The sequence below is a fragment of the Roseibium sp. AWQ4_290 genome, assembly GCF_056160985.1.
In genome coordinates, this window is sequence record NZ_JBSWYG010000032.1 from 1 (window position 1) to 23,653 (window position 23,653).

Below are 23,653 nucleotides of genomic sequence, written 5' to 3' on the forward strand. Positions count from 1 at the left end.
CACGCCCGAGGAATTTGCCATGAAGACGAGACTGGAAATGAAGGCCGCATGAGGCCAGAAACAAACCGACGGATTCTCCTCGCAGATGGAGGAAAGTCGGGTCTCAGGTCACCTTTTATATGTACACCGCGAAGCTCGCGACAGAGGCGGCCATTATCTGGAATGAGGTTTTTGGCGAGGAAGCTGAAGCGCGGCTCCATCACACCTTGGGCATGCACACGGTTGGAGACTCCAGAACAAAGGACCTTCTGGAACCGACCGACTGGAAGCTCTATGAGCCGGACGACTATGTCGATCCTCTCACCGTTTTTGACTCTCTCGCCGTAACCAATTACTTCGGCGGAAAGACGATCACCTTCGAGGATCTACGCCAGGACATCTTGGACGCTATTGCCGACCCCGAAGTCGACGCCATGGCGTATTTCCGGGACCTTCTGCTGACACCGGATTATCCGGGATCGATTCAAAACTCCTACAACGAGATGATCGAACAAAGGGAACTGGCCGACCAATACGGTCTCGACCTCATCATGTATGAGGGTGGAACGCACATCCAGCATTACGACGGCACCGATATGACGCCCGAAGAAGCGGCAACGCTTCTGGATTTCATGTCGGACTTCGCTGGAAGCGAATATATGGCCGAGCTTTATCAGGTGCTGCTTGAGAACTGGATGGAAATCGGCGATGGCCCGCTGATGCAATTCGGCACAGTCGGCGAGCATTCCATCTATGGTGTCTTCTCCTTCCTTGAGAACCTCCAAGACAGCAATGCCCGCGCCGATTGGTTGTATCAGACCAGTGAAGAAGTCGATCAATGGTGGGACGGCGCTGAAGGCGGCGAATACCATCAGCAGGGTGTTACGGAAGACGGTACGGAGGGCGATGATGTTCTCATTGGCACCAATCAGGAAGACTTCCTCATCGGCCAGGCCGGAAATGATATTCTTGTGGGCGGCGCTGAAGACGACGGCTACAACGGCGGCAGCGGTATCGACACGGTCGTCCTGTCCGGCACGTTGACCGACTACATTGTCTACCGGGAGGACGACGGCTTCAAAGTCGCTCACAAGGGCGGTTACGGGACAGACTATCTGGTGAATGTCGAGCAGCTGCAATTCGAGGATGGCAGCATCGCCCTTCTAGAGGATCTGCTCGGATCTGAAGACGCCAATTCCCCTGTCCAGGCGCAAGACGATGCCATTACGGTCCGGGAAGATATTGCGCTCAACCTCGGCGCCCTTTTGACTGGAAATGACAGCGACACCGACGGCGACACTTTGCACATAATAGATGCCGATGATCTCTATAGCAGCGGTCATGTTCTGGTGAACCCGGATGGAACCGTGACCTACACACCCGGCAAGGACTTTGTCGGCGAAGACACCTTCACCTACACCGTTACGGATGGAACGGCCCGGTCCGAGGGAACGGTCACTGTTACCGTGATCAATGAGCCGGATGCACCGGTCGTGGAACCGGAGCAGGTCTACTCCGTTCTGGATACGGCCGAAGTCGGTTCAACACTTCTGACCGTTGAGGCGAGCGATCTGGATGGAGACACGCTGACCTATTCGATCACGGCTGGAAATGACGAAGAGCGCTTTGACATTGACCCTGCGACTGGCGAAATCAAGGTGGCAAAGTCCCTGCTCAAGGAAGGACCGCTAGAAAGCTACGCACTCAACATCACCGTATCGGACGGGCAGCTAACGACGGAAGCAGTCTACAATCTGGACGTTCACGGGCAAGCCGACAGTTTTGATCTGGCAACCGTTTCCGGCAGCCTTGTCAACGGGCTCGAAGGCACCCAAGACACGGTTTATCTCATATCAACCAATGGCGAGGGCTTCCGTGTCGGCACGATCGGATATTGGGGTGAAACAGGTGAGGAAATGCGGCTTGGCAACATCGTCGACGATGTGAACCCGGTGCCGGCCTATACGGTCTACCAGGCAAGCCATACCGTCGAAATTGACGGCCTGGACTACAAAGCGTCCAGCAGCATCTTGAACAACAACGTTCTGGCATCCGGGGACACGGAAACAATCTCGGACTCCGCCCTCGGCACGGCTCTGATGTTTGCCAATGTCATCGCCAATGTGGAAGTCGTCGTCGGATCGGACTATGCAGACCGGTTCTTTGGCAACGACACAAATGAAACCCGCTACGGTGGCGCTGGCAACGACTATATGAGCATGGCAGGAGGCGATGATCTCCTGGTCGGCGGACTGGGCCGCGACACCTTGTTTGGGGGAGCTGGCTCCGACACTTTTGTGTTCGACAACCTCGACACCTTCGATGTCGTGAGGGACTTCAATCCCGACGAAGGTGATGTTCTGAGTCTGTCGTCTCTTCTGGGCAACTTCGACCCGGAAACAAACGCGCTCGTGAACCTAGTCAGCCTCACGGAAAATGACGGCACCTATAATTTGAGCATCCGTTTAAACGGGGACGGTGATTACACCAAAGTGGCGCAGCTCAACAACATTACCGACGAACTCAACCTCGAAGATCTGATCAACAACGGAAACATATCAATCAATGATATTTTCTGATCCATAACATTGGCCAGGCGCTGGCATGATACAGCGCCTGCAGCTTCCCTATGGTCGGTCAGGCGGGCCGAAAATCCAGGTTTCTTTCGTCGGCTTTGGATTAGAGCATCGGCCGACAAGTCCGCACGATGCTCTAATTTCTGGGCGCTGACGAAATTTCACCCATCATTCCCTCTATGCCAGCCTCCGTCCCCTTCACTAAGGCTGGTTTCAAGGATGCGAAATATGTTGTCGAGTAACTTTCAATTCACTCAAGGTCTGCTGCGCATATTGGCCAGTGCTGTGATTTCAAATTTTGTTGTCATGAGTGCCTTTGCAGAATCGGTGGACGTTCGCGGTGCGGTTGACCATCCTCTGATTGAGCGGTTCCCAGACACTTCAATATTGTCTTACAGAGTGAGCGATTTTGCTGGCCTGAATTTGGCGACGGGACCATTGACAGACGAAATCTTATCCAGACAGGGACGAACAGCAATGCCGCCCGTCCGTCAGGTTGAAGGGCATATTACGCAAATTGGGTATCGCGCGAACACAAAAGAGACCTCGATGTTACGCATATATCGAAGCTTTGAGGAAGCATTTCGGCAAGCCAACTTTACCCCTCTTTTTAGTTGTGCGTCCGACACCGAATGCGGCCGAAATTTTGTCGTGCAAACTTATTGGTATGGCGACCCTGATCGTCAGGGCATCTATCAAAACCTGAGTGCCCCTAACATCGATAGTGACTACAACTACCGTTATTGGGCAGGCTTTGCTGAAGCGGAAGGACAAAAATATGCTGTTTCCCTGCTTGTGGCACAACACAGATCGGGAAGAATGGCGGCCAACATAGCGCTCGATATTGTGCGTCTGGAAAAAATATCGCTTGAAGAAATAACAATAAGCCTGACTGTGGACTCGATAGAGCAGAGCATTTCAGATACCGGCCGCGCGGTTCTGGATGGCATCTATTTCGACTTTAACAAAAGCACATTAACGACACAGTCAAAGGACGCGATTGGCGTTATTGCTGATTTCCTGCGGAAGCATCCAGAAGAAGAGTATTGGGTGGTCGGCCACACAGACAATGTTGGTTCGTCAAACTTCAACGCAGCGCTTAGTGAAGATCGAGCCCGGGCCGTCAAGCGACAGTTGGTCGAGGCCGAAGGGATTTCAACATCTCGCTTAACGTTTGCTGGGGTCGGACCGCTAAGCCCCATTGCGGGCAATGAAACCGAGGAAGGCCGCAGCAAAAACCGGAGGGTTGAACTGGTTCCAGTCCAATAGCGAGGCTGTGATGCGAAAATACTTCGTAAGCGTCCGGTGAGGCTCTACCAGGCGCAAAACCAACGGAGTAAGGGGGAAATGCTCTATCCGTTCATCCCATCAGCTCACTCAGAGCCCAAGCGTCAAATTTGACCCGCAGACTGGTCTGTTCACGTATGTGCCTCTGCCCCCTCACGCCTCGACCAGCCGGCTGTCGTCCCGTGCTGCTGCCAGGGCCAGCCCTGTGCACATCATCAGCGGGCCGACGCCTTTGCTGTCGTTGGAAACGACCGGTTCGCTCAGGTAATAGGCCGCAGACCCGTCTCGGTAGGTGCCTTTAAAGCCGCCGAGGCCGGCGACCTCGCAAATGGCGGACATGCGCGGGGAGCCGTCCAGACCGGGTGTCATGGCGAATTCCGTCAGTCCTTTGAGAAGACCGGCATCCGCTGTCCCTCCCCGCAGGGCTGCGCCAGAAGGCGGCGGGGCTTGTGTTCCGCCGTGCAGGTCCGGAGGTGAGACCGGGTCCAGCAGGCCAAGGGCACGGGCGCGCAGGAGAGCGTAGACGAACATGGCCGAGGCGGAAGTCTCGATATAATTGCCCTCAAGATCCGGAGCGTCGATCACCTGCAGCCACAGGCCCGGTGCGTGCTGAAGGCGTTCGATCCGGGTGAGAAACGCCTGCGTGCGCGCCTTCAGCGGCAGGAACGCCTGCGGGCCGGTCAGATCCGCCACGTCCACCAGACACATGGCCAGCCAGCCCAGCGCCCGCGCCCAGTGGGCTTTGGACAGGCCGGTCTGCGGATCGGCCCAGAGCTGCTCGCGGGCCTCATCAACCCCATGGGCGTAGAGGCCGGTATTTGGCACGAAGGTCTGGTCCAGCGCGGTACCGATCTGCCTGACGGCATCTTCCACCAGGTCCGGGCAACAGGTCACCTGGCCATAGGCAACCTGGAAGGGAGCGGCCATATAAAGCCCGTCCAGCCAGATCTGCCAGGGATAGCGCAGCTTGTGCCAATAGACGCCGGAGCGGGTGCGCGGGTGACTCTTGAGCTGGCGCGCCAGAAGACCGGCGCCCGCCAGCCAGGCGGAATCCCCGGTCACTTCATGCAGGTAGAGCAGCGCGCCTCCAGACTTGATATTGTCGATATTATAGTCCGACAGGCTGTAGCCGCGCAGCGCCGGGCCGGGCAGAAGCTGCGGGGTGATCAGGCGCATCAGATGTGCCAGCCAGCGCTCCTCTCCAGTGGCCCGGTGCAGCAGCTCCAATCCCCGGTAGATCAGGCCGTCCTCATAGCACCAGGCGCCGCCCTTATAGGCCCCGTAGGTGGCGGCGTAGCGGTCGAAAAACTCAGTCAGCACGGCCAGCCTCCTGCTCAAGAGGGGAAATTGCGCCGCTGAACCCGGCAAATTCGGCAACAATCTGTTCATGGCGGCAGGCGGGCACGCCGCAGGCCATCAGCGGCACCCCGGCCTCAGCCTCCGGGTCGAAACTCACCTTCAGGCCGGAGATCTCAATTCCGCTCAGCGGTGCCTCTGGCAGGCCAAGCAGGGCGACAGCCGCCAGGCGCACCTTTTCGGCAATCACGTTTTTCACCGTGATGCCGGTGATGTCCGGGGTGCCCTCAGTCACCGGCGCCAGCTGCCGCGACTGCACAAACGCGCTCTTGCCGTCCGCATCGCAGAAATAGAACGCATTGGCGCAGATGGCCGTGTCGACCTCGCACATATGCACATCGGTGAGGCTGACGCGGGCCACCCTGCCACCGCGCCCGCGCCGGGTCTTGATCCTCAGGCCCCGGTCGGTACGCAGGAAGGCGCAATTGGCAATGCGGATATCTGAGATACCGCCGCTCATTTCCGAGCCCAGCACAACCGCGCCATGGCCCCGCTCCATCAGACAATGGCGGATGGAAATGTTGCGGCAGGGCGCCAGATGATCCGTGCCATGGGCGCTGTCCCGCTTGCCCGCCTTGATGGCGATGCAGTCATCACCCACGGAAAAATGCAGGCCGGTCAGGGTCACATCCTCACAGCTTTCCGGGTTGAAGCCATCGGTGTTGGGGCTGTCGGGCGGGTTTTGAATGGACAGGCCTGCAGCCAGCAGGCTGCGGCATTGGAACGGATGGACCGTCCAGGAGGGGGAATTGCGCACCGTCAGGCCGCTCAAGGTGACATCGGTGCAATGGGCGAGGAACACGGTCCGCGGCCGCCGGGCGCCCCGCCGGGTCTCCTTGGGCCAGTCCCACCAGTCGCCCCGGTCGCCGCCGCCATCCAGAATGCCCTTTCCGGTCAGGGTGAGGCCTGTGCAGCCGACCGCATTGATCAGCGCGGCGAAACAGGGCTCCGGCAGCCCTTCCCAGGTGCCCACCACCCGGTTGTGGCCGTCCCGCGCGGGCAGAACCGGCCAGTTCTGCCAATCCGAAAGAGCCGCCAGTTCGGCCCCTTCACTCAGATAAAGCGTCATATGGGAGCGCAGGAAAAGCGGGCCGGTCCAGTAGCGGCCGGGGGGAACGATCAGGGTGCCGTTTTCCGGCACGGCGTCAATCGCGCGCTGCAGGGCTGCCGTATTGTCCTCAGCCTCCGGATCAGCCCCGAACCCGGCCGCATCCACGGAGCCACCGCAGGCGCGGGTGCGGAAGGTCAGATCACCAAGGGATGTTGACAGGGTGTAGCCGGTCTCCGGCGTCAGGCCGCTGACGTGCAAGACAGCGGCGGTGGCCGTCCCGTCCGCCACGCACCCACCCGGTTGTGCCGTCAGCGTGTAGGGGACGGGCTCGCCCAGATGATAAAGAGTGCCTTCCGGCGCGAGCAGAAGGGTTGCCGTTCTTGAGGAAACGGTGATCAGCGAAAGCAAGGTCAAGATCTCACATGAAGGTTGGAGGTTACGGCGGCCGGACAGACCGGCCACCGCACAAAGGCTCAGGAGCGGTAGTCTTCCAGGGCGTCGTTGATGCCCTCGATAATCTCCTCGGCTGCGGTCTGCGCATCGATCCGCCCGTAGGCGTAATATTCCAGCGTATCGAGAAAGATGCTGCGCACGTCGGGATGCTCGTTGAACGGCGACACGCTTGGCCCGGTGCCGGTCATGATGATCTCATTGGCCTGTTTCAAGATCGGCTTGACCGCCCCGGCTTCAATCAGCTGGGTGGCGGCCGCCCTGGAGGCAGGCAGGCCACGGGCGCTCGACATGGCCGCAATGCCTTCCGGCTCGTTCATCAGGCAATTGAGGATCTGGGCGGCGGCCTTGGGATCTTTCGCCCGCTTGGAGATGGCAAAGGTCATGGAGGCCTTGCGGTACACTCCTTCGGTCTTGGCGCCGTCCACGTTCAGGATCTTCACCGGCACCAGTTCGTTGCCCTCTTCCAGCGGATCGGAATATTTGAAATAGGTGGAATCCCATTCATAGGACCCGCCCATCTGCCCGCTGGCCCATTTCGGGTTTTCGTGCAGCTTCATATTGCCTTCCGCAGCACCCGCCTTCCAGGAGCGGATCGCGCCCTTGTCGACCAGCATCTGGTAGAACTCCAGGCCTTCGGCCAGCTCTTGCGCGGTCCAGGCCACGGTGGTCGTCGCCGGGTCGATCAGGTCTTTTCCGGTCTTCTGGGTCACCACGTTGGAGATCAGCAGCACCGCGTTGATGGTGGCCGCATCAAAGGGATAATAATCCTCCCCGAGCTTTTCCTTGAAGACCGGGGCTGCGGCGATCAGCTCCGCCCAGCTGGCGGGCACCGCAAGGCCCGCCTTTTCATAGGCGGTCTTGTTGAACATATAGACCCGCCCCGTGGTGGAGACGGGCAGGCCGTTCAGCTTGCCGTCCATTTCCCCGGCCTTCAGCTGCTCCGGTGTCCAGTTGTCCAGCGCAATCGTGTCCTTCAGATCATAGAGATTGGCAAAGCCGTCCCCATGGAGAGAAAACAGCGGCAGCCAGGGCCAGTTGATCTGCATGATGTCGGCTTCAGTGCCCCCGGCAATCTGGGTGGTGACCTTTTCCAGATGCCCGGCCCAGCCGGTGAATTCCGGCTTGATGGTGTGGCCGTGCTTTTCGCCGCACACCCGTAAGGCCTCCTGAGTGGCCTTGTGGCGGGTATCACCACCCCACCAGCTCATGCGCAATTCGGCCGCGCCTGCAGATCCTGTGGCGGCTGCCAGCGCTGTGGTGGCCAGCAGGGCCGCAGCCATTGTCTTCAGTCCTGTCATTCCTTCCTCCCATGACACACCCGGCCTCACCCGAGTGAAATGTTGTCCTCTGTGTGACGGTCGAACAGGTGGATCTTGTCGCCCTGGGGCCGCAGGGCGACCGCATCGCCGCGCGCAGGCAGATGTGCCAGCTGGCCGCCGGGCACCACCACAACAAAGTTGCCGCTGCCGACCTTCAGGTGGCAATTGAGCTCATGGCCGAGAAATTCCACATTGGTCACGACCCCGTTGAGGGCATTGTGAGTGCCGGGCGGTAGCAGCTCCAGATGCTGCGGCCGGATGCCCAGCTTGACCGGCCCGGCGCTTTCGCTAAGCCGGCCGGCCAGCCCTTCCCCGATGCGGATGGTCTGACCGGCCAGGGTCAGAAGCGGCACGTCTTCGGTTGTCAGCACCGCGTCCACAAGGTTCATTTCCGGCATGCCGATGAACCCGGCCACAAAGGCATTTGCCGGCCGCTCATAGAGCGTCACCGGATCGGCCACCTGCATGATGCGGCCTTCGCGCATGACGCAGATCCGGTCGCCCATCGTCATGGCCTCGACCTGGTCATGGGTCACATAAACAACGGTGGCCGGTTGGCCCTCGGCCTTCAGCCGCTTGTGCAGGTCGGTGATGCGCACCCGCATGGAGGCGCGCAGCTTGGCATCGAGATTGGACAGGGGCTCATCAAACAAAAACACTTCCGGCAGCTTGATCAGCGCCCGGCCGACGGCGACCCGTTGCGCCTGCCCGCCGGACAATTGCTTGGGCAGGCGCTCCAGAAGCTCCTCGATTTCCAGCACCCTGGAAACGTCCTTCGTGGCGCTTTCAATGGCCGGTTTCGGCTGACCCTTGAGGCGCAGGCCGAAGGATAGATTGTTGCGCACCTTCATATGCGGGTAGAGCGCATAATTCTGGAACACCATGGCAATGCCGCGCTTGCCTGGCACCAGATCGTTGACCACCTTGCCGCCGATGGAGATCTCTCCGCCGGTAACGGTTTCCAGCCCGGCAATCATGCGCAAGGTGGTGGATTTGGCACAGCCGGAGGGACCGACCAGAACCATGAACTCCCCTTCTTCCACCGCCAGATCGATGCCATGCACGGCCTTGAAGCCGCTGCCATAGGTTTTTTCAACGGATGTCAGTCGCAGCTCAGCCATTATCCCTTGACCCCTCCCGTGGAGATCCCTTCGATGAAATATTTTTGCGCGAGGAAGAACACGAAGAGCGAAGGCGCGAGCGCCAGCACCGACATGGCCAGGATCTGGTTCCAGTCAAAGGCTTCCGTCGTGTCGATAGACAGTTTGAGAGCCAGCGAGACCGGATAATTCTCAACGGAAGAGATGTAGATCAGGGGCCCGAGAAAGTCGTTCATGGTCCACATGAACTGGAACAGGCAGACCGAGATGATCGCAGGCATCAGCATCGGTACCACGATATAGACCAGCGTCTGCAGCGTGTTGGCCCCGTCCACCCGGGCCGCTTCTTCCATGTCCCGGGGGATGGCCCTGAGAAACTGGATCAGCATGAACACGAAAAACGCATCTCCGGCGACGGCGGACGGCACCCAGAGAGGCAGGAAACTGTCCAGCCAGCCAATGTCCCGGAACAGAAGATATTGCGGAATGCGCGTGACCACATTGGGCAGCAGCAGGGTTGCGATCACCGTTGCAAACAAAATGCGTTTGCCGGGAAAGTCGAACCGGGCGAAGCCGTAGGCCACCAAGGTGCACGACACCGCTGTGCCGATGACCTTGGGGGTGATGATCAGGAACGTGTTCCAGAAAAACCGGGCGAAGGTATAGGGCGTTGAGGTTTCCCAGCCCTTGATATAGCCCGACAGCGTCGGCTCCCTGGGCCAGAAGGAAGGGCTGGAGAAGATCTCCGCGTTGGTCTTGAACGAGGCGCCTACCAGCCAGATGAGCGGATAGAGCATGACCAGGCCAACGGCGGTCAGCACCGTGTAGTGCAGCAGGCTGTTGAGCCGCCGGCGGCGGCGCAGCTTGATCTCCATGACGGTGGCCGGTTCGTTCGACTGGACGGAGGCTGGCGGCAGGATGTCGGCGGATGTGGACATGGGGTCAGCTCCTCTTGTCGCCGGCGTAGTAGACCCATTTCCGGGAAGACCAGAAGGCAACAAGGGTCAGCACCATGATGATTGCGAACAGCACCCAGGCAATGGCCGAGGCATAGCCCATGTCGAAGCTTTTGAAGGCTTTGTCATAGATGTAGAGCGGCAGGAAATAGGTGGCTTTCAGCGGCCCGCCATCGGTGATGATGTAAGGCCCGTTGAACTCCTGAAACGCCTGCACAGTCTGCATGATCAGGTTGAAGAAGATCACCGGTGTGATCAGCGGCAGGGTGATGTAGCGGAAGATATGCCAGGGATTGGCCCCGTCGATGGAGGCGGCCTCATAAAGGGACTTGTCGACCGATTGCAGTGCCGCCAGGAAGATCACCATGGCCGAGCCGAATTGCCAGACCCGCAGCAGAGTGATGGTAAACAGCGCATTGGCCGGATCGCCGAACCAGTTGATGGCATCGATCCCGAACATCCCCAGCAGCATGTTGACCAGACCGGCCTCGGCAAAGATGTAGCGCCAAAGCACCGCGATGGCGATCGACCCGCCAAGGATGGAGGGCACATAATAGGCGGTCCGGAACAGGTTGATTGCCTTCAGGCGGTAATTGAGCATCACCGCGATCAGCAGGGCAAAACTCAGTTTGAGCGGCACTGTCATCACCACATAAAGCAGCGTCACGCCCAGCGATCTGGTGAAGGTGCGGTCCCGGGTGAAGAGCTTTTCGTAATTCTCCAGCCCCAGCCATTTGGGGGTGCTAAGAAGATCATAGTCGGTAAAGCTCAGATAGAAGGAGGCGACAAAGGGAAAGCCCGTAAACAGCAGCAGACCGATGATATAGGGCGAGACATAAAGGACCCCGAGATACTTGCTGTCACCGCCCATGGCGCAGCCCTCCGGCCCAGATTCCGGTCCTCTCTCCGGCGCGCATTCTGACCCGCTTTCCGGCCGTCGGCTCTATGCCCCCCGCGGGGCAGGCCGTTCTCGCGGCAAGGGCCGGTACCGTGGACACCAGGATGAGCCTGCACGCCAAAAATCTCGCATAAGTTGCATTTCCAGGCGAATTGCTCTGTTCGAAATATTTCATGTCTTTAGCTGACTGCCACAGCTGCGGCCCCGTGGACTGTTGCGTCCAGGTGCAGATGTGGCACTCTTTCCTCCCAAAACAGGCAGCATCCCTTGGTATCGGGAGATGCAGCCCCTGTCAGATCCATGCTAGCGCCCTCGGGGCTAGATCGAAATGAAGGCTATCAAACAAAAACATGGAGAAAAACGAACAAAGTCTGTTTTCACGCATGCCGGTTCAGGCCCTGACGCTCCGCCTGGCCCGCACCCCCATCCGCATGCAGCACTCCAGAAGCTGGCGTATCAACAAGGTCAATCCGGTGCATGATCTCGTATTCTGTCTGAGCGGCTGCGCCCGGTATGAGATCGCGCACGAGAGCATCTGCCTGAAGGAAGGCGAAGCCATGATCCTTTATGCCCGGGAGCGGTTCCGGGGCACCAATACGGGCGAAGGAGACTATACGGGCGTTGCCCAGCATTTCACGCTCGGCCTGTTCGGCCGGGCCGATCTTCTTGATAAGATGACCCTGGCTCGCACCGCTCCTTTGAAAAACTGGGCCGTGCTGCGCCCATTGATCAGTCATTACCGCGAGACGGCGGCCACGATCAGCCCGACCCTGGCGCAACACCACCAGTTTATGGTGCTGCTGCTGGCCTTTCTGGACGATGCGTTTCTGGGCTGGCGGGAGGATGTGGATCTGCTGGCAAGCCAGGGGCAGCTGTCCCTGCAGATCATGCTGCTGGCCTCGCGTCTCGCCGCCGATCCGCTGAAACCCGGCGGCCTGAACGAGGCGCTGGCCGAGGTTCCCTATAACCGGGACTATTTCCGCCGCGCCTTCCGCGAGCGCATCGGCATGACGCCGCAAAAATTTCTTGAGCTGAAACGCATGGAATATGCGGTCCACCGGTTGGGTCTTGGCCAGACGGTCAAGGAGACCGCCGCCGAGTTGGGCTATTCGGACCCCTATTTTTTCTCGCGCATGTTCAAGCACTATATCGGCACCAGCCCCTCCAGCTACCGCCTGTTGCGCACGAAGCGGTCGGGCTACCGATATGCGGAGTAAGGAGGCTTTGATCCGGCGCCTCCCTTTGACGTGGGAGAACCGTTTGACGAAATCCACGTTCGCCGCAGGCCGCCGCCTGCGCCGGGAACTGGTGGCCGGTTTGATCCTCGCTCGGAGCCTCCCCCGGCCCCTCCCCAGCCCCGGGGAGGACGCGCTTGGTCCCTTCGGCTTCAGGCTGAGCTCCGGAAACCGGACATCCCGTTTTCAAACGGCTGTCAGCACGCCCCCAGCCGTCTCAAGAGCTGCGGGACTTTGATTTGCCATCAGCACGCCAAGCTTCCCCTTAGTCAATTATTAAGGCAATTCCTTTGTCCTGAGATACAGCCGCCGATTGCGGCCGCTTTTTTCTCTGCAATCCCCAGATGGGGATGGGCAGCGCGGCCCGTGCAGACTAAAGGCAGATGCGCTTGAGGAGAGACCCATGAAAGGCATTGTCTTCAACGAGTTTTTTACCCTGGTTGATGAGGCCTTCGGTCCGGACATGACCGAAACCATTATCATGGAAGCGGATTTGCCCAATGACGGCGCCTATACGGGGGTCGGTTATTACGACACCGCAGAGATGGTGCGGCTCGTCAAGGCCTTGAGCGCGCGCAGCGGCCTGCCCGTGCCCGAACTGTTGAAGACCTTCGGCAAACATCTGCTCGGCAGTTTTGTGACCGGGCATGAGACGTATTTTGCCTCCTGCACCAGCACGTTTGAATTTGTCAGCTCCATTGAGGAACAGATCCATGTGGATGTTCTGAAACTCTACCCGGATGCGGAATTGCCGAAACTGACCGCCAGCCCGGTCTCAGAGACAGAAATGACCCTGGACTACCGTTCCAGCCGGCGCATGGCAGACCTTGCCGAAGGGCTGTTATGGGGGGCCATCGGCCATTATGGCGAAGACATCGGCATTGCACGCACCGAGCTGCCCGACCAGGACGGCGACCAGTGTACCCGCTTCACCTTGATGAGGAGGTGACCCTGAAAGAGCTCTCCTATGACATGCTGGTCCGGCGGCTGGAGCGGGAAAAAAAAGCCCGCCTTGCGGCTGAGACCCTGCTGGAGGAAAAGAGCCTGGAGCTCTACGAGGCCAACCGGGACCTTGCGGCTGCCGCTGCCAAGCTGGAGCGGGAACGTTCGCTCCTCAGCGCCGTTTTCGACGCCCGCCCGGCGGGTCTTGTGCTGACGGACAGCGCCCTGCGGCTGGTGCGGATGAACCCGGCCGCGCGCAGTTTTTTCGGCCTTGACGGGGAGGTCCTGCCCGAGGCCGAACTGACCGATTTTCTGACCGGTGAAGATCGGGCCTATGCCTGGATCCGGGCTCGTTCCGGCCAGGAGCCCGTGTTTGACGACACCACCATGGACTTGACCGTCAACCAGCGCGAGGGGGAGGAAATCCCGGTGCGCATGTCCTGTTCCCCCATCGGTCAAGGCGAATTGCGCCTCTGGATCCTGCTGGACATCCGCCGTCACCTGGCGATTGAAGCCGAACGCCAGCTTCTGGAACAAAGCCTCAATCAGGCTCAGAAGATGGAGGCGCTGGGCACATTGGCGAGTGGCGTGGCCCATGAGATCAACACCCCGATCCAGTATGTCGGCGACAATGTGCGCTTCATGCAGGAAGTACATGAGGCCGCCGGGGCTGTGATGACCGCCTATGACGCCCTGACCCAGGCTGCCAAGGGCACCAGCGGCCTGGAGGATCTTGTCCAAGCCGTTGAGGACCAGCGGACGGAAACCGACATCGCGTTCCTGATGGAAGAAGCTCCCGTGGCCCTGGACCAGTCCCTTCACGGACTGCAGCAGGTGGCCTCGATTGTCTCGGCCATTCGGGAATTCTCCCACCCGGGCGAAACCGAACTGAAGCCGATCGACATCAATCTGGTTCTGGAAACCACCATGTCGGTGTCCCGCAACAGCTGGAAACACGTGGCGGAGATTGACCGGCACTTTGCTTTGGATCTGCCTGATGTCATGGGCCAGCCCGGGGATCTGCATCAGGTGTTCCTGAACCTGATCGGCAATGCCACCGATGCCATTGAAGACAGCGCGCCAGCCGGTGGCGGTGTGATCCGCATCGAGACCCGGCTGAACGGCTCCTGGATCGAAATTTCCATTGCCGACAACGGCGCAGGCATTGACGCGCAGACACGCAGCCGGATCTTTGATCCGTTTTTCACCACCAAGGAACCGGGCAAGGGCACCGGCCAGGGTCTGGCGATCGTCTACAAGATCGTGCACGTGAAACATGGCGGCCGCATTGAAGTTGACAGCACACCCGGAAAAGGCACCACCTTCACCGTGAAGCTGCCGGTCACCCCACAACAGACCGGTGTCCCGCAGGCTCGCGCGTCTTCCGGGCAGATGGTCCCCGCACCTCCCGCAAAAGAGCAGCCGGAGGATGCCGGGGACGCCCTCTCCGGTGAATTTATCGGCTAGAGCATCGTGCGATAAGTCTGCACCATTTAACCGGATCTGCTTTGTCTGTTGCGTCGACCTCTCTCATATCAGGCCGCGATAGACAAAGCCGATGAAACGCGATTTGCTCCAAGGCACGCCACCGCCCTGCAAGGTCTTGTCACAAACCACCAGTCCCCAAATGAGGATATCGCACCAGGCGGCACTGATGCAAAGTTGCAGTCAGCTGCCACCTCTTGACGCCCCGGGAGCGCAGCTCTGGCCGAAAGGACAAGCCGGATGTTGTTCGCCAAACGCTTTTTCAGAGCCGCTCCCCTGGCCTGGATTACTTTGCCCGCACTGGCCGGGGCCGCGTTCCTGTGGGGCGCAAGCCTGCTGGTGGCGGACATGGCCAATGCCCTGAAAAGCCAGTCGGACAGTCATGAATTGCTGGCCTACCTGTCCCAGGGGCGTCACCAGCTTGAACACCTGGAACGGGATCTGGCAGCATTGGCCGAAAGCCCCGCCGGACCTTCCGGAAACCGGCAGAGCTCAATTCTGGAGATCCAGACCCTTTACCAGTCGCTTGTGGACAGTCTTCAAGTCGCCGGGAACGGCGGACCGGACGCTCAAACACACCTCCAGAGCCAGAGCCAGAGCCAGAGCCAGACCCAGACCCATCAAGCGCTCGTGGCCCTCACAGACACGATCAGAACCGACCTTCAGGCTCTACGCCCCGCGTTCGCGGCGCTGGGACAAAACCATCCGCAAGATACGGCAGCGCATCTGACCGCCGCCCTCAACGCCATCCGGGCGCATATGGAGCCTGCCGACTGGCATCTGATTCAGGCCATCACGCAGGAAAGCCAATCGCATATCGACAAGCGGGCCGCATTTCAGCTGGCCCTGGTCGCGGGGCTGACCGCTGCCGCGCTTCTGCTTCTGGCTGTCAGCCTTGTGCTGGGAACACGGCTGAAAAAGCAATGCGCCGCTCTGCGCCAATACGCTCAAAAAACCAACAAGGTCCAGCTCACGGACGGCTTGACCGAACTGCCCAACCGGTATGCTTTTTTGCAGATGATTGAAGAAGCTTCCCAGTCCCGCCAAATCGAAGGCCCCCGCAGGTGCCCTGACGGCGGCGCTGCACCGGATGGCTGGGGCATTGTGGTTCTGAAACTCAGCGGGCTGAAGCGCGTCAATATCCAGTTCGGCTATTCTTACGGTGATGATGTGATCGCCCGGCTCGGTGCCGATCTGTCCGGCTATGTGCGCGGACTGGACGGGCGCAACCGGATTGCCCGCACGGGCAGCGTAGAGTTCTCCTTCCTGATCCATGACATCACCAGCGAAGAGGAACTGGCTGTTCTCGCCCATATGCTGCTTGCCATTGTTGCTGTGCCGGTGGAGCGGCACGCGATCGCTGTGACGCTGGACGGTTATGCGGGGATTGCCACCAGCCAAGCGGAAGGGCTCGACTCCAGGGAGTTGGTTCTGCGCGCCGATCTGGCCATGCAGGAGGCGGCCCGCAAGGGGACCAACGAAGTCGCCCGGTTCTCACAGCCGCTTCAGGCCGGTCAGATCCGCCGCCGCAAGATCGAAGACACCCTGAGGGGCGCAATCGAGACCAACCAGATTTATCCCGTCTATCAGCCGCAATTCGACATGATGAGCGGCGAGATGGTAGGCATGGAAGCCCTGGCCCGGTGGAACAGCCCGGAGCTCGGCATGGTCCCGCCCCTGGAGTTTATCGAGGCCGCCGAGCGGGTCGGCGGCATTCTTGAAATCGGCCGCCACATTCTGCAAAGAGCCTGCGAGGATGTGGTCACCATGCGTGGTACTCCGAGTGTTTCCGTCAACCTCTCGGTCCTGCAGATTGTTCAGGACGATGTGCCAGCCTTTGCCCGCCAGGTTCTGGACGAAACTGGCCTGGAGCCCGTCCGGCTGAAGCTGGAAGTGACCGAATCCGTCCTGATCAGCGATGGCCGGCGGGTGCATGACACCCTGACACAGCTCAAGCGCCTCGGCATCTCCATTTCCCTGGACGATTTCGGCACAGGCTATTCCGCCCTCTCCTATCTGACGGATTTCGACTGGGACGAACTCAAGATCGACCGCAGCTTCGTGGCCAAGGCCCTCAACTGCGACAAGGCCCGGCATGTGGCGACAACCGTGGGCGCCCTGGCGGGCAAGATGGATGCCTGCCTGACGGTGGAAGGGATCGAAACCTCCCCGCAACGGGACCTGTTCGCCGCCATCGGCTACCGGGTTGCACAAGGCTATTTTTACGCCAAACCCATGGATTTCCGCGACCTGAATGCATCTCCCTACATCCTCACCTCCAGAAATACGCATTGTAATATTTATCAATAACTCAACGGAATAAATTTATCTGAATGAGAATTAGAATTTAAAATCAAATTATACTTTTGAAAAATTGAACATATACACTTGCTTTACTTTGTGTGACTACGGTAGCCACATGAGTGCAGCAAGACAGCGAATTCTGTTCGTCGATGACGAAGCCATGATGCTGAGCTCCCTGCAGCGGGTGCTCCGGTCCCAGCACGTGTGCTGGGATATGGTGTTTGAGACCGATCCGGTTGCCGCAATCGAGCGGGCCCGGAGCGAAGACTTCGATGTGGTTGTCAGCGATCTGCGCATGCCCCATCTGACCGGCATCGAGATGATCGACCGGATGCGGAAGGAAGAAGCCTCAGACCGCGAATATATTCTCCTGACCGGCAATGCGGATCTGGCCTCTGCCATTGATGCGATCAACAGGTCCGGCGTCTTCCGGTTCCTGACCAAGCCCTGTGCCGCCGAAAGCCTGATCGAGGCGATTGAGGTGGCCCTGTCTGCCATCAAGACCCGCAAGGAGCAGCCGGGTCATATGGCCACGGCGGCTCTCTCTGCCATGGCGCCTGCGGTTGCCGTGGTCGATGGCACCAGCCGGATCGTCTATTACAATGACAGTGCCGATGAGGTGCTGAAGTCCCACAAGGGCATTGTGGTGGACCGGAACGGCGCCCTTGCGGTCAACGCGCCCGGCGCCCGCAGCGAATTCAAGGCCGCCGTTCAAAAAGCAGCCGAAGAAATGGACTCCGTTCCAAAATTCGTCTCCCTGTCCGACCCGGAAGATCTGGAGCCCCTGACCGCCGTCATCATGCCTGTCGGCCAGAAGCGGGTTGCCGTCATGTTCACGGTGCCCGGCCGCTATGCGCCGCCGAGTGTTGAAAGCCTAGTAGACCTGTTCGGCCTGACCCAGGTCGAAGCGGTGATTGCCCAGACTATCGCCAGTGGCGGCACCGTGGAGGAGGCTGCGGGCAACTGCAACGTGACCCAGGAAACGGCCCGCACCTATCTGAAGCGCATCTTCCAGAAGACCGGTGTCCGGCGCCAGGTGGATTTGGTACAACTGATCCTGACAACACCGGCCGCCTTGGTCCGGCCCCGCGCAGTATCTCTTTAAAGCACTTAAATATATACCTAAATTCCGCCACTCCACGTGCTAGGCGTGCTGGAACTGCGAAGAAATTTCAAAAAAACAAGCCCGATAGAGATCCTGTACCCAAATGGGGATACTCGGGAGCTGCTCCAATTCGTAAGGTCCATGCCAGAAACGTTCAAACGCATGAGACCCGGCATGACCCGCAAAGTGAGCATACTGTTTGTCGATGACGAGCCCAACATCCTGAAGGCCGTCCGCCGGCATGTGCGCCATTACCGGGACCAGTGGGACATGCATTTTGCCTATGGCGGCGTGGACGCGGTCAAGGTGATCACCCGTGAAACCGTCGATATCCTCGTCACGGATATGCGCATGCCGGAAGTGGATGGCTCGCAGCTGCTGGAATGGATTTCCGGCCACCATCCCCAGATTATCCGCATTGTGCTGTCGGGTGAAGCCAAACAAGACGAGATTTACCGTATCGTCGGCCGCAGTCACCGCTTTCTGGCAAAGCCGTGCTCGCCGGAAGCCATCATCTCCGTCATCAAGGACATTGTCGATGCCCAGCTGCATGACCAGCTGGAAAACGGCATCTTCAAACTGTCCGTCCTGGACACCCTGTGCTCGCCTAAGGGCCTGTTCAAGAATCTGACCAGCGCCCTTGAGGCGGAGGAGCCGGGCATTGACCACATCGCCGGACTTGTCCGCAAGGATCCCAGCCTGTCCCTGCGCCTGCTGCAGTTGTGCAATTCCGCCTATTTCAAACAACCCGTGCCGACTTGCAGCATTCGCAAGGCGGTCGGGTATGTCGGCCTCGATCGGTTGCGGGAACTGATCGAGGCCGGCAGGCTGGGGCAGGAATGCTGCTCTGAAGACCTGCACGGGTTTGCACCTGAAGACGCGCACCATCTGGCAGAGGACTCCAAGGCGCGTTGCCTTGAGCTGACCCAGGATACGGAAGCCGCTGCAGCTGCGTTCCTGCTTGGAATAAGCCTGCGCTCCGGCGCGGTCGGCTCGGCCGGAACGCTGGCCCAGGCGGCAAAACGGGTTGCCTTTCTCACGGTCCTGTTCGGGCTGCCGGCGGGCCTTAGCACCGCCCTTCAGCAACTCGCGGACACCAGCCCGTCGGCACCGACCGGCGCATGGCCCCAGCTGATTGCCGAGGCCGTGGCCAGGCAACACGCCCCGTCATCGAAGAATGAGGTTGCAGCATGAGCGAGAACCGCAAAGTCCTTCTCGTCGATGACGAGATCCATGTCCTGCACGCGGCCAACCGCGTTCTGCGCAAAAGCGTGGACGTGACCATGGTCAACAGCCCGCAGGATGCCCTTGAAAAAATAAAAACCGAGGGCCCCTTTGCCGTCGTGGTCAGCGACCAGAACATGCCTGGTATGGACGGCATCCGACTGCTTGGTCTTATCTCAAAAAAAGCCCCATCGACCACGCGGATCATGCTGACCGGCAACAACGACCAGAAAACGGCGGTCAACGCCGTCAATGACGGGCGCATTTTCCGGTTTATCGGAAAGCCCTGCAACTCGGAAATGCTCCTGAAAGTGATCGAGGAGGGGATCGAGTTCCACCAGACGCTCGCCGCAGAGCGGGAGCTGCTGGAACAGACCCTGTCGGGAAGTATCAAGATGCTGGTTGACATCATCGCGATCTCCCGGCCGCGGGCCCATGTCCGCGCCTCGATCATCCAGCGCTGGGCCCGCAAAGTGACCAAGACCCTCGGCATGCGCCCCTCGCTGGAACAGGGCATTTCCGCCATGCTTTGCACCCTTGGCTACCTGACGCTGCCAGATGCCCTGGCCGACCGCTATTTCAACGGTGACGACCTGTCTCCGGAGGAAAAGCGCCAGGTCAACGAGGCGGTGGCCCAGGCCCGGGACCTTGTTTTGAATATCCCCCGCATGGAGGGCATCGCCGAGGCGATTTACTACTGCCGCAAGGGCTTTGACGGCAGCGGGTTCCCCTATGACGACATTGCCGGGGAGAACCTTCCAGAAGCCTCAGGCGTCTTGTGCGCCCTGATCGATCTGGCAGAGATTGCCACCGGCGATCAGCCCGATTTTGAGGCCTGCATGAACGAGCTTGAGCGCAATGCGCCGCGCTATGACCCGAAAATTCTGGAGGCGATGCGCCAGGTGCTCGGCGGCGACCAGGTGTTTGCCGGCAGCGTGGAAGCGGTGCGCAAGAAGGTGCCCGCGAACCAGCTTCTGGGCGGCGACATTCTGGCCTCCGATATCCGGGACGGCGAAGGCCGCTTGCTGCTGGCGGCCGGCAGCCAGCTGAGCGCCATCACGATCAAAAGGCTGCGGGCTTTGCCCACGCTGAATGCGTCCGAGACCTCCATTGAGGTCTGGCGTCAGGCCGCCACTGCCATGGCGGCCGGGGAAACGGCGGGTGAGACGGCCACCCCCGTTTCCTAATTCTTAACCAACAATACGAGGAGGAGGAGATTATATCCCTAAATGGGGATCGTGACGCAGGGTTCTTAGTGGCATCAATGGTGAAAACCGGAGGTAAGTGTCATGAAAAACCCTATCGACTTGATTGTACCACTGAAGAAAACTCGGCTGCAGGCTCTGAAACAGATCTTTCTGTCAGGTGCTGCAGCCTTTTTCTTGTCCGGCGTCCCGCAGGCTTCCGCAGAAAAAGTTTACACCTTTGGCGTTGTGCCCCAGCAATCCGCCACGCGGCTTGCCCAGGTCTGGGTTCCGTTTCTCAAAGAGCTGGAACGCCAGACCGGCTACAAGCTGAAATTCACCACAGCAAAAGACATTCCGACCTTTGAGGCCTGCCTCTCTGAGCGGGCGTATGACTTTGCCTATATGAACCCGTATCACTATACGGTCGTCCATCAGAGCGCAGGCTATGAAGCCTTTGCCCATCAGGCGGACAAGAAGCTGAAAGGCATTCTCGTTGCCCGGGCCGACAGCAGCATCGAGGCACTAACGGACCTGAACGGCCAGAAGATCGCATTCCCCTCCCCGGCCGCGTTTGGCGCCAGCGTGGTGCCCCGGGCCGAATTGTCCGCCGATCAGGTCGACTTCGAACCCCTTTACGTGAAATCGCATGACTCGGTCTACCGGGCGGTTGCCCTGGGCCTGGTGGCCGCGGGCGGGGGCGTGGTGCGCACCTTCGGCAATGTGCCGCAGGATCTCCAATCGCAGCTGCGGGTCTTCTACAAGACCGGTGCCTACACCCCCCATGCCTTTGCAGCCTCCGCCAATGTGGATGCGGACGCGCGCGCCACACTGGCTGAGGCCATGATCGCCCTCAAAGACGAGGCCCTATTGGGCCCGCTCGGCATGACCGGCTTTGTTCCGGCGGGCAACAGCACCTGGGATGATGTGCGGGCGCTCAACTTAAGTTCCAGCCAGACCCAGATCGCTTCTGCGGGAGAAGAGACATGTCATTCAAACTAAAGACCATTCTGGGCATTGCGCTCATTGAGATCCTCGTTCTTGGCATTCTGGTGGTGACCAGTCTTCAGGACCTCAGATCCTCCAACGAGCAGGAACTGCGCACCCGGGCGGAAACCTCCGTCCGGCTGCTGGCCACCATGACCAGTGACGCGGTGCTGGCCCTTGATCTGGCAACGCTGGACGCGCTTGTGGAGCAGGCGCTGAAAAATCAGGGCCTGCTCTATGTTCAGATCCGCAATTCCAGCGGACTGGTTCTGGCGGAAGGTGGCCCGGTGCCGGCCAGAACCCTGACCCATGGCAATCGCGCTCAGGATCTGGACCTGGAGGATGAGAGCGTCGATGTGGCCGCCCCCATACTGGCGGGCGGGGCCCAGTTCGGCGAGGTGCAAATTGGCCTCTCCACCTCCCTGCTCAATGACGTGGTGGCCGCCGGCACGCGGCGCATGCTGACCATTGCCGGCCTCGAGGTGATCCTGGTGGCCATCTTCGGCTATCTGCTCGGTTCAATCCTGACCCGCCAGCTGACCCAGCTGCGCGACGGGGCCGCCCGGGTGGCCAAAGGCGAGTTCGGCTATCACATGCCCGTACGCGGCAAGGACGAACTGGCCAGCACGGCCCAGTCCTTCAACCAGATGTCGACGGCCCTGGCTAAATTCGCCAAGGTCACGCGTAGTGAGCGGGACGAAGCGGAAGCCGGACGGAAATTCGCCGAAACCCTGTTACACAACGCCATCAACAGCGTGTCTCATGCGATCTTCATCGTGGGAGACAATGGTGAACTGCGCTTCGTCAACCGGGCCGCTCTCAACCTTTACGGCCTGAGCCGGGAGGCCTGCGGCCCAGGCGTGCATTTTGAGGACGTGCTCCTCAAGGCCTATGCCGCCACGCCCGTTCAGGACTCGCTGGCCCAGACCGAAGCTGTTCAGGACCGGCTCACCCGTCTTGAAGCCGAAGGCATCCAGACCTGGCAAAGCACCTGGAGCGAAGACAGGGTGCTGCTGCACACGCAGCGGCCCATAGCCTCCGGCGGCTTTGTCATGGTCGACACGGATATCACCGAACTCTACGAGGCGAATGAGAAAAACCGCCGTCTGGAACTGGAACTGATGGAAACCCACAAGCTGGAATCCCTCGGAACCCTGGCGAGCGGCGTCGCCCATGAGATCAACACCCCGACCCAGTTCATCGGCGACAATCTGAAGTTCCTTGGAGAAGCCTTTGACGACCTGAAGAGCTTTGTCGACGAGGCTGGCGGTGCGCTGACAGAGGCCCAGACGGACAAGCTGGAAGAGATCGACTGGGACTTCCTGAAGGACGAGATCCCCTCGGCCCTGACAGAAGCCGCCGAAGGCGTTCAAACCATCGGCAAGATCGTACGGTCCATCAAGGAATTCGCCCATCCGGACGATGCGGAGACATCCGAGACCGACATGATCAAGCTGATCGAAAACGCTCTGACCGTGTCCCGGTCCCAGTGGCGCCACAGCGCGGACCTGACTTTCAGCCCGCCGGAGGAGGAGATGATCGTGCCCTGTTATCCAGGCGACGTCTCCCAGGTGGTGATCAATCTGGTGGTCAATGCGGCCGACGCCATTTCCGAATATTCCCAGTCCCGGGACTATACGGGCGGCAAGGGCGAAATCACCGTCAGCGCCGAAAAGGACGACACCACCTGCACGATCAAGGTGACGGACAATGGCGCCGGGATCGATGAGCAGGCCCTGCGCCGCGTCTTCGACATGTTCTATACTACAAAGCCACCGGGAAAAGGCACCGGACAAGGGCTCGCCATCTGCAAATCCATCGTAGAGATCAAGCACAAGGGCAAGCTCAGCGTTCAGTCCGAACCGGGTAAGGGCAGCACCTTCACCGTTTGTCTGCCGCTCAATCCGGCCCAGGCCAAACAGCCTGAACCGGCCCGCCCCCAGGCCGCGTAAACCGGAACGCCCTCCAACCCAAGCGCAGACAGAACCGGCCCCCTTACGGGGCCGGTTTTCTGCCGACGCAGGAATTGACCGCTTTGCGCCCCTGTTCGGCCGTTCACGGGGTTTCGGCCCGGCCTGAAAAGCTGTCGCACACCGCAAGCTTTTGCCAGACACACCCAATAAGACCCTTTTCGGCCGTGCCCAGAGAGCGCTCAGCGAAGAGGGCATCGCCAACTTGTTTGGGTCGGCCCGCATGGCTCCCTGTTTTGGCG

At 59.7% G+C, this 23,653-nt stretch carries 17 protein-coding genes; 11 read left to right on the forward strand and 6 right to left on the reverse strand.

Annotated elements, in window-relative coordinates:
* The first annotated feature begins 119 nt into the window (after window positions 1-119).
* Window positions 120-2,558: an Ig-like domain-containing protein gene (locus tag ACXAH0_RS23620; RefSeq protein ID WP_475195529.1), complete on the forward strand. Its 2,439-nt coding sequence runs from the start codon at window positions 120-122 to the stop codon at window positions 2,556-2,558.
* Window positions 2,559-2,783: 225 nt separating this feature from the next.
* Complete coding sequence (locus ACXAH0_RS23625; protein WP_475195531.1) at window positions 2,784-3,824, forward strand: OmpA family protein; 1,041 nt, start codon at window positions 2,784-2,786, stop codon at window positions 3,822-3,824.
* A 171-nt stretch (window positions 3,825-3,995) separates the two neighbouring features.
* Here ACXAH0_RS23625 and ACXAH0_RS23630 read toward each other — a convergent pair whose 3' ends face one another.
* The 6 genes from ACXAH0_RS23630 to ACXAH0_RS23655 all read right to left on the reverse strand — a co-directional run bounded on the left by ACXAH0_RS23630 (window position 3,996) and on the right by ACXAH0_RS23655 (window position 10,948).
* Window positions 3,996-5,162 (reverse strand): glycoside hydrolase family 88/105 protein, encoded by a 1,167-nt coding sequence (locus tag ACXAH0_RS23630; RefSeq protein WP_475195532.1) that lies wholly within the window; start codon window positions 5,160-5,162, stop codon window positions 3,996-3,998.
* Entirely contained in the window at window positions 5,152-6,663 is a 1,512-nt protein-coding gene (gene pglA, locus ACXAH0_RS23635; RefSeq protein ID WP_475195533.1) for a polygalacturonase PglA, read from the reverse strand. Before pglA ends, ACXAH0_RS23630 begins: the two co-directional genes overlap by 11 nt.
* Window positions 6,664-6,722: 59 nt before the next feature.
* Entirely contained in the window at window positions 6,723-8,000 is a 1,278-nt protein-coding gene (locus ACXAH0_RS23640) for an ABC transporter substrate-binding protein (protein ID WP_475195536.1), read from the reverse strand.
* Window positions 8,001-8,026: 26 nt separating this feature from the next.
* A complete protein-coding gene (locus ACXAH0_RS23645) occupies window positions 8,027-9,142 on the reverse strand; it encodes an ABC transporter ATP-binding protein (protein ID WP_475195538.1) in 1,116 nt (371 codons plus the stop codon).
* The gene (locus ACXAH0_RS23650; protein ID WP_475195585.1) at window positions 9,142-9,996 is read right to left on the reverse strand and encodes a carbohydrate ABC transporter permease; all 855 of its coding nucleotides are present in this window, start codon (window positions 9,994-9,996) and stop codon (window positions 9,142-9,144) included. Before ACXAH0_RS23650 ends, ACXAH0_RS23645 begins: the two co-directional genes overlap by 1 nt.
* A 67-nt stretch (window positions 9,997-10,063) precedes the next feature.
* Window positions 10,064-10,948 carry a carbohydrate ABC transporter permease gene (locus ACXAH0_RS23655; protein WP_475179828.1) on the reverse strand — a complete coding sequence of 295 codons (885 nt, stop codon included), beginning with the start codon at window positions 10,946-10,948 and terminating at the stop codon, window positions 10,064-10,066.
* Between the two features lie 377 nt (window positions 10,949-11,325).
* Between ACXAH0_RS23655 and ACXAH0_RS23660 the strand changes: the two genes are divergently transcribed.
* The 9 genes from ACXAH0_RS23660 (at window position 11,326) to ACXAH0_RS23700 (ending at window position 23,393) form a co-directional block, all read left to right on the forward strand.
* The gene (locus ACXAH0_RS23660; protein WP_475195539.1) at window positions 11,326-12,192 is read left to right on the forward strand and encodes a helix-turn-helix domain-containing protein; all 867 of its coding nucleotides are present in this window, start codon (window positions 11,326-11,328) and stop codon (window positions 12,190-12,192) included.
* A gap of 421 nt (window positions 12,193-12,613) precedes the next feature.
* Window positions 12,614-13,159, forward strand: coding sequence for a heme NO-binding domain-containing protein (locus tag ACXAH0_RS23665; protein ID WP_475179818.1), 546 nt, complete (start codon window positions 12,614-12,616; stop codon window positions 13,157-13,159).
* A complete protein-coding gene (locus tag ACXAH0_RS23670; RefSeq protein ID WP_475195541.1) occupies window positions 13,129-14,619 on the forward strand; it encodes a two-component system sensor histidine kinase NtrB in 1,491 nt (496 codons plus the stop codon). Before ACXAH0_RS23665 ends, ACXAH0_RS23670 begins: the two co-directional genes overlap by 31 nt.
* A 258-nt stretch (window positions 14,620-14,877) precedes the next feature.
* Complete coding sequence (locus ACXAH0_RS23675; RefSeq protein WP_475195544.1) at window positions 14,878-16,947, forward strand: putative bifunctional diguanylate cyclase/phosphodiesterase; 2,070 nt, start codon at window positions 14,878-14,880, stop codon at window positions 16,945-16,947.
* A 109-nt stretch (window positions 16,948-17,056) separates the two neighbouring features.
* A complete protein-coding gene (locus ACXAH0_RS23680) occupies window positions 17,057-18,046 on the forward strand; it encodes a DNA-binding response regulator (RefSeq protein WP_475195545.1) in 990 nt (329 codons plus the stop codon).
* A 174-nt stretch (window positions 18,047-18,220) separates the two neighbouring features.
* Complete coding sequence (locus ACXAH0_RS23685) at window positions 18,221-19,240, forward strand: response regulator (RefSeq protein ID WP_475195547.1); 1,020 nt, start codon at window positions 18,221-18,223, stop codon at window positions 19,238-19,240.
* Window positions 19,237-20,457 carry an HD domain-containing phosphohydrolase gene (locus tag ACXAH0_RS23690; protein WP_475179794.1) on the forward strand — a complete coding sequence of 407 codons (1,221 nt, stop codon included), beginning with the start codon at window positions 19,237-19,239 and terminating at the stop codon, window positions 20,455-20,457. The genes ACXAH0_RS23685 and ACXAH0_RS23690 overlap by 4 nt, the downstream gene beginning before the upstream one ends.
* Before the next feature lie 102 nt (window positions 20,458-20,559).
* Window positions 20,560-21,456 carry a phosphate/phosphite/phosphonate ABC transporter substrate-binding protein gene (locus tag ACXAH0_RS23695; RefSeq protein WP_475195551.1) on the forward strand — a complete coding sequence of 299 codons (897 nt, stop codon included), beginning with the start codon at window positions 20,560-20,562 and terminating at the stop codon, window positions 21,454-21,456.
* On the forward strand, window positions 21,441-23,393 hold the full coding sequence (locus ACXAH0_RS23700) for a sensor histidine kinase (protein WP_475179786.1): 1,953 nt from the start codon (window positions 21,441-21,443) through the stop codon (window positions 23,391-23,393). Before ACXAH0_RS23695 ends, ACXAH0_RS23700 begins: the two co-directional genes overlap by 16 nt.
* The last annotated feature ends 260 nt before the right edge of the window (window positions 23,394-23,653 follow it).

Excerpts from the sequence above, each read along its gene's own strand:
- ACXAH0_RS23665 (WP_475179818.1), top strand. The coding sequence starts at position 12,614 with ATGAAAGGCATTGTCTTCAACGAGTTTTTTACCCTGGTTGATGAGGCC.
- ACXAH0_RS23700 (WP_475179786.1), top strand. The coding sequence starts at position 21,441 with ATGTCATTCAAACTAAAGACCATTCTGGGCATTGCGCTCATTGAGATC.
- ACXAH0_RS23620 (WP_475195529.1), top strand. The coding sequence starts at position 120 with ATGTACACCGCGAAGCTCGCGACAGAGGCGGCCATTATCTGGAATGAG.
- ACXAH0_RS23660 (WP_475195539.1), top strand. The coding sequence starts at position 11,326 with ATGGAGAAAAACGAACAAAGTCTGTTTTCACGCATGCCGGTTCAGGCC.
- ACXAH0_RS23695 (WP_475195551.1), top strand. The coding sequence starts at position 20,560 with ATGAAAAACCCTATCGACTTGATTGTACCACTGAAGAAAACTCGGCTG.
- ACXAH0_RS23675 (WP_475195544.1), top strand. The coding sequence starts at position 14,878 with ATGTTGTTCGCCAAACGCTTTTTCAGAGCCGCTCCCCTGGCCTGGATT.
- ACXAH0_RS23640 (WP_475195536.1), bottom strand. The coding sequence starts at position 8,000 with ATGACAGGACTGAAGACAATGGCTGCGGCCCTGCTGGCCACCACAGCG.
- ACXAH0_RS23690 (WP_475179794.1), top strand. The coding sequence starts at position 19,237 with ATGAGCGAGAACCGCAAAGTCCTTCTCGTCGATGACGAGATCCATGTC.
- ACXAH0_RS23685 (WP_475195547.1), top strand. The coding sequence starts at position 18,221 with ATGACCCGCAAAGTGAGCATACTGTTTGTCGATGACGAGCCCAACATC.
- ACXAH0_RS23645 (WP_475195538.1), bottom strand. The coding sequence starts at position 9,142 with ATGGCTGAGCTGCGACTGACATCCGTTGAAAAAACCTATGGCAGCGGC.
- ACXAH0_RS23655 (WP_475179828.1), bottom strand. The coding sequence starts at position 10,948 with ATGGGCGGTGACAGCAAGTATCTCGGGGTCCTTTATGTCTCGCCCTAT.
- ACXAH0_RS23680 (WP_475195545.1), top strand. The coding sequence starts at position 17,057 with ATGAGTGCAGCAAGACAGCGAATTCTGTTCGTCGATGACGAAGCCATG.
- ACXAH0_RS23625 (WP_475195531.1), top strand. The coding sequence starts at position 2,784 with ATGTTGTCGAGTAACTTTCAATTCACTCAAGGTCTGCTGCGCATATTG.
- ACXAH0_RS23650 (WP_475195585.1), bottom strand. The coding sequence starts at position 9,996 with ATGGAGATCAAGCTGCGCCGCCGCCGGCGGCTCAACAGCCTGCTGCAC.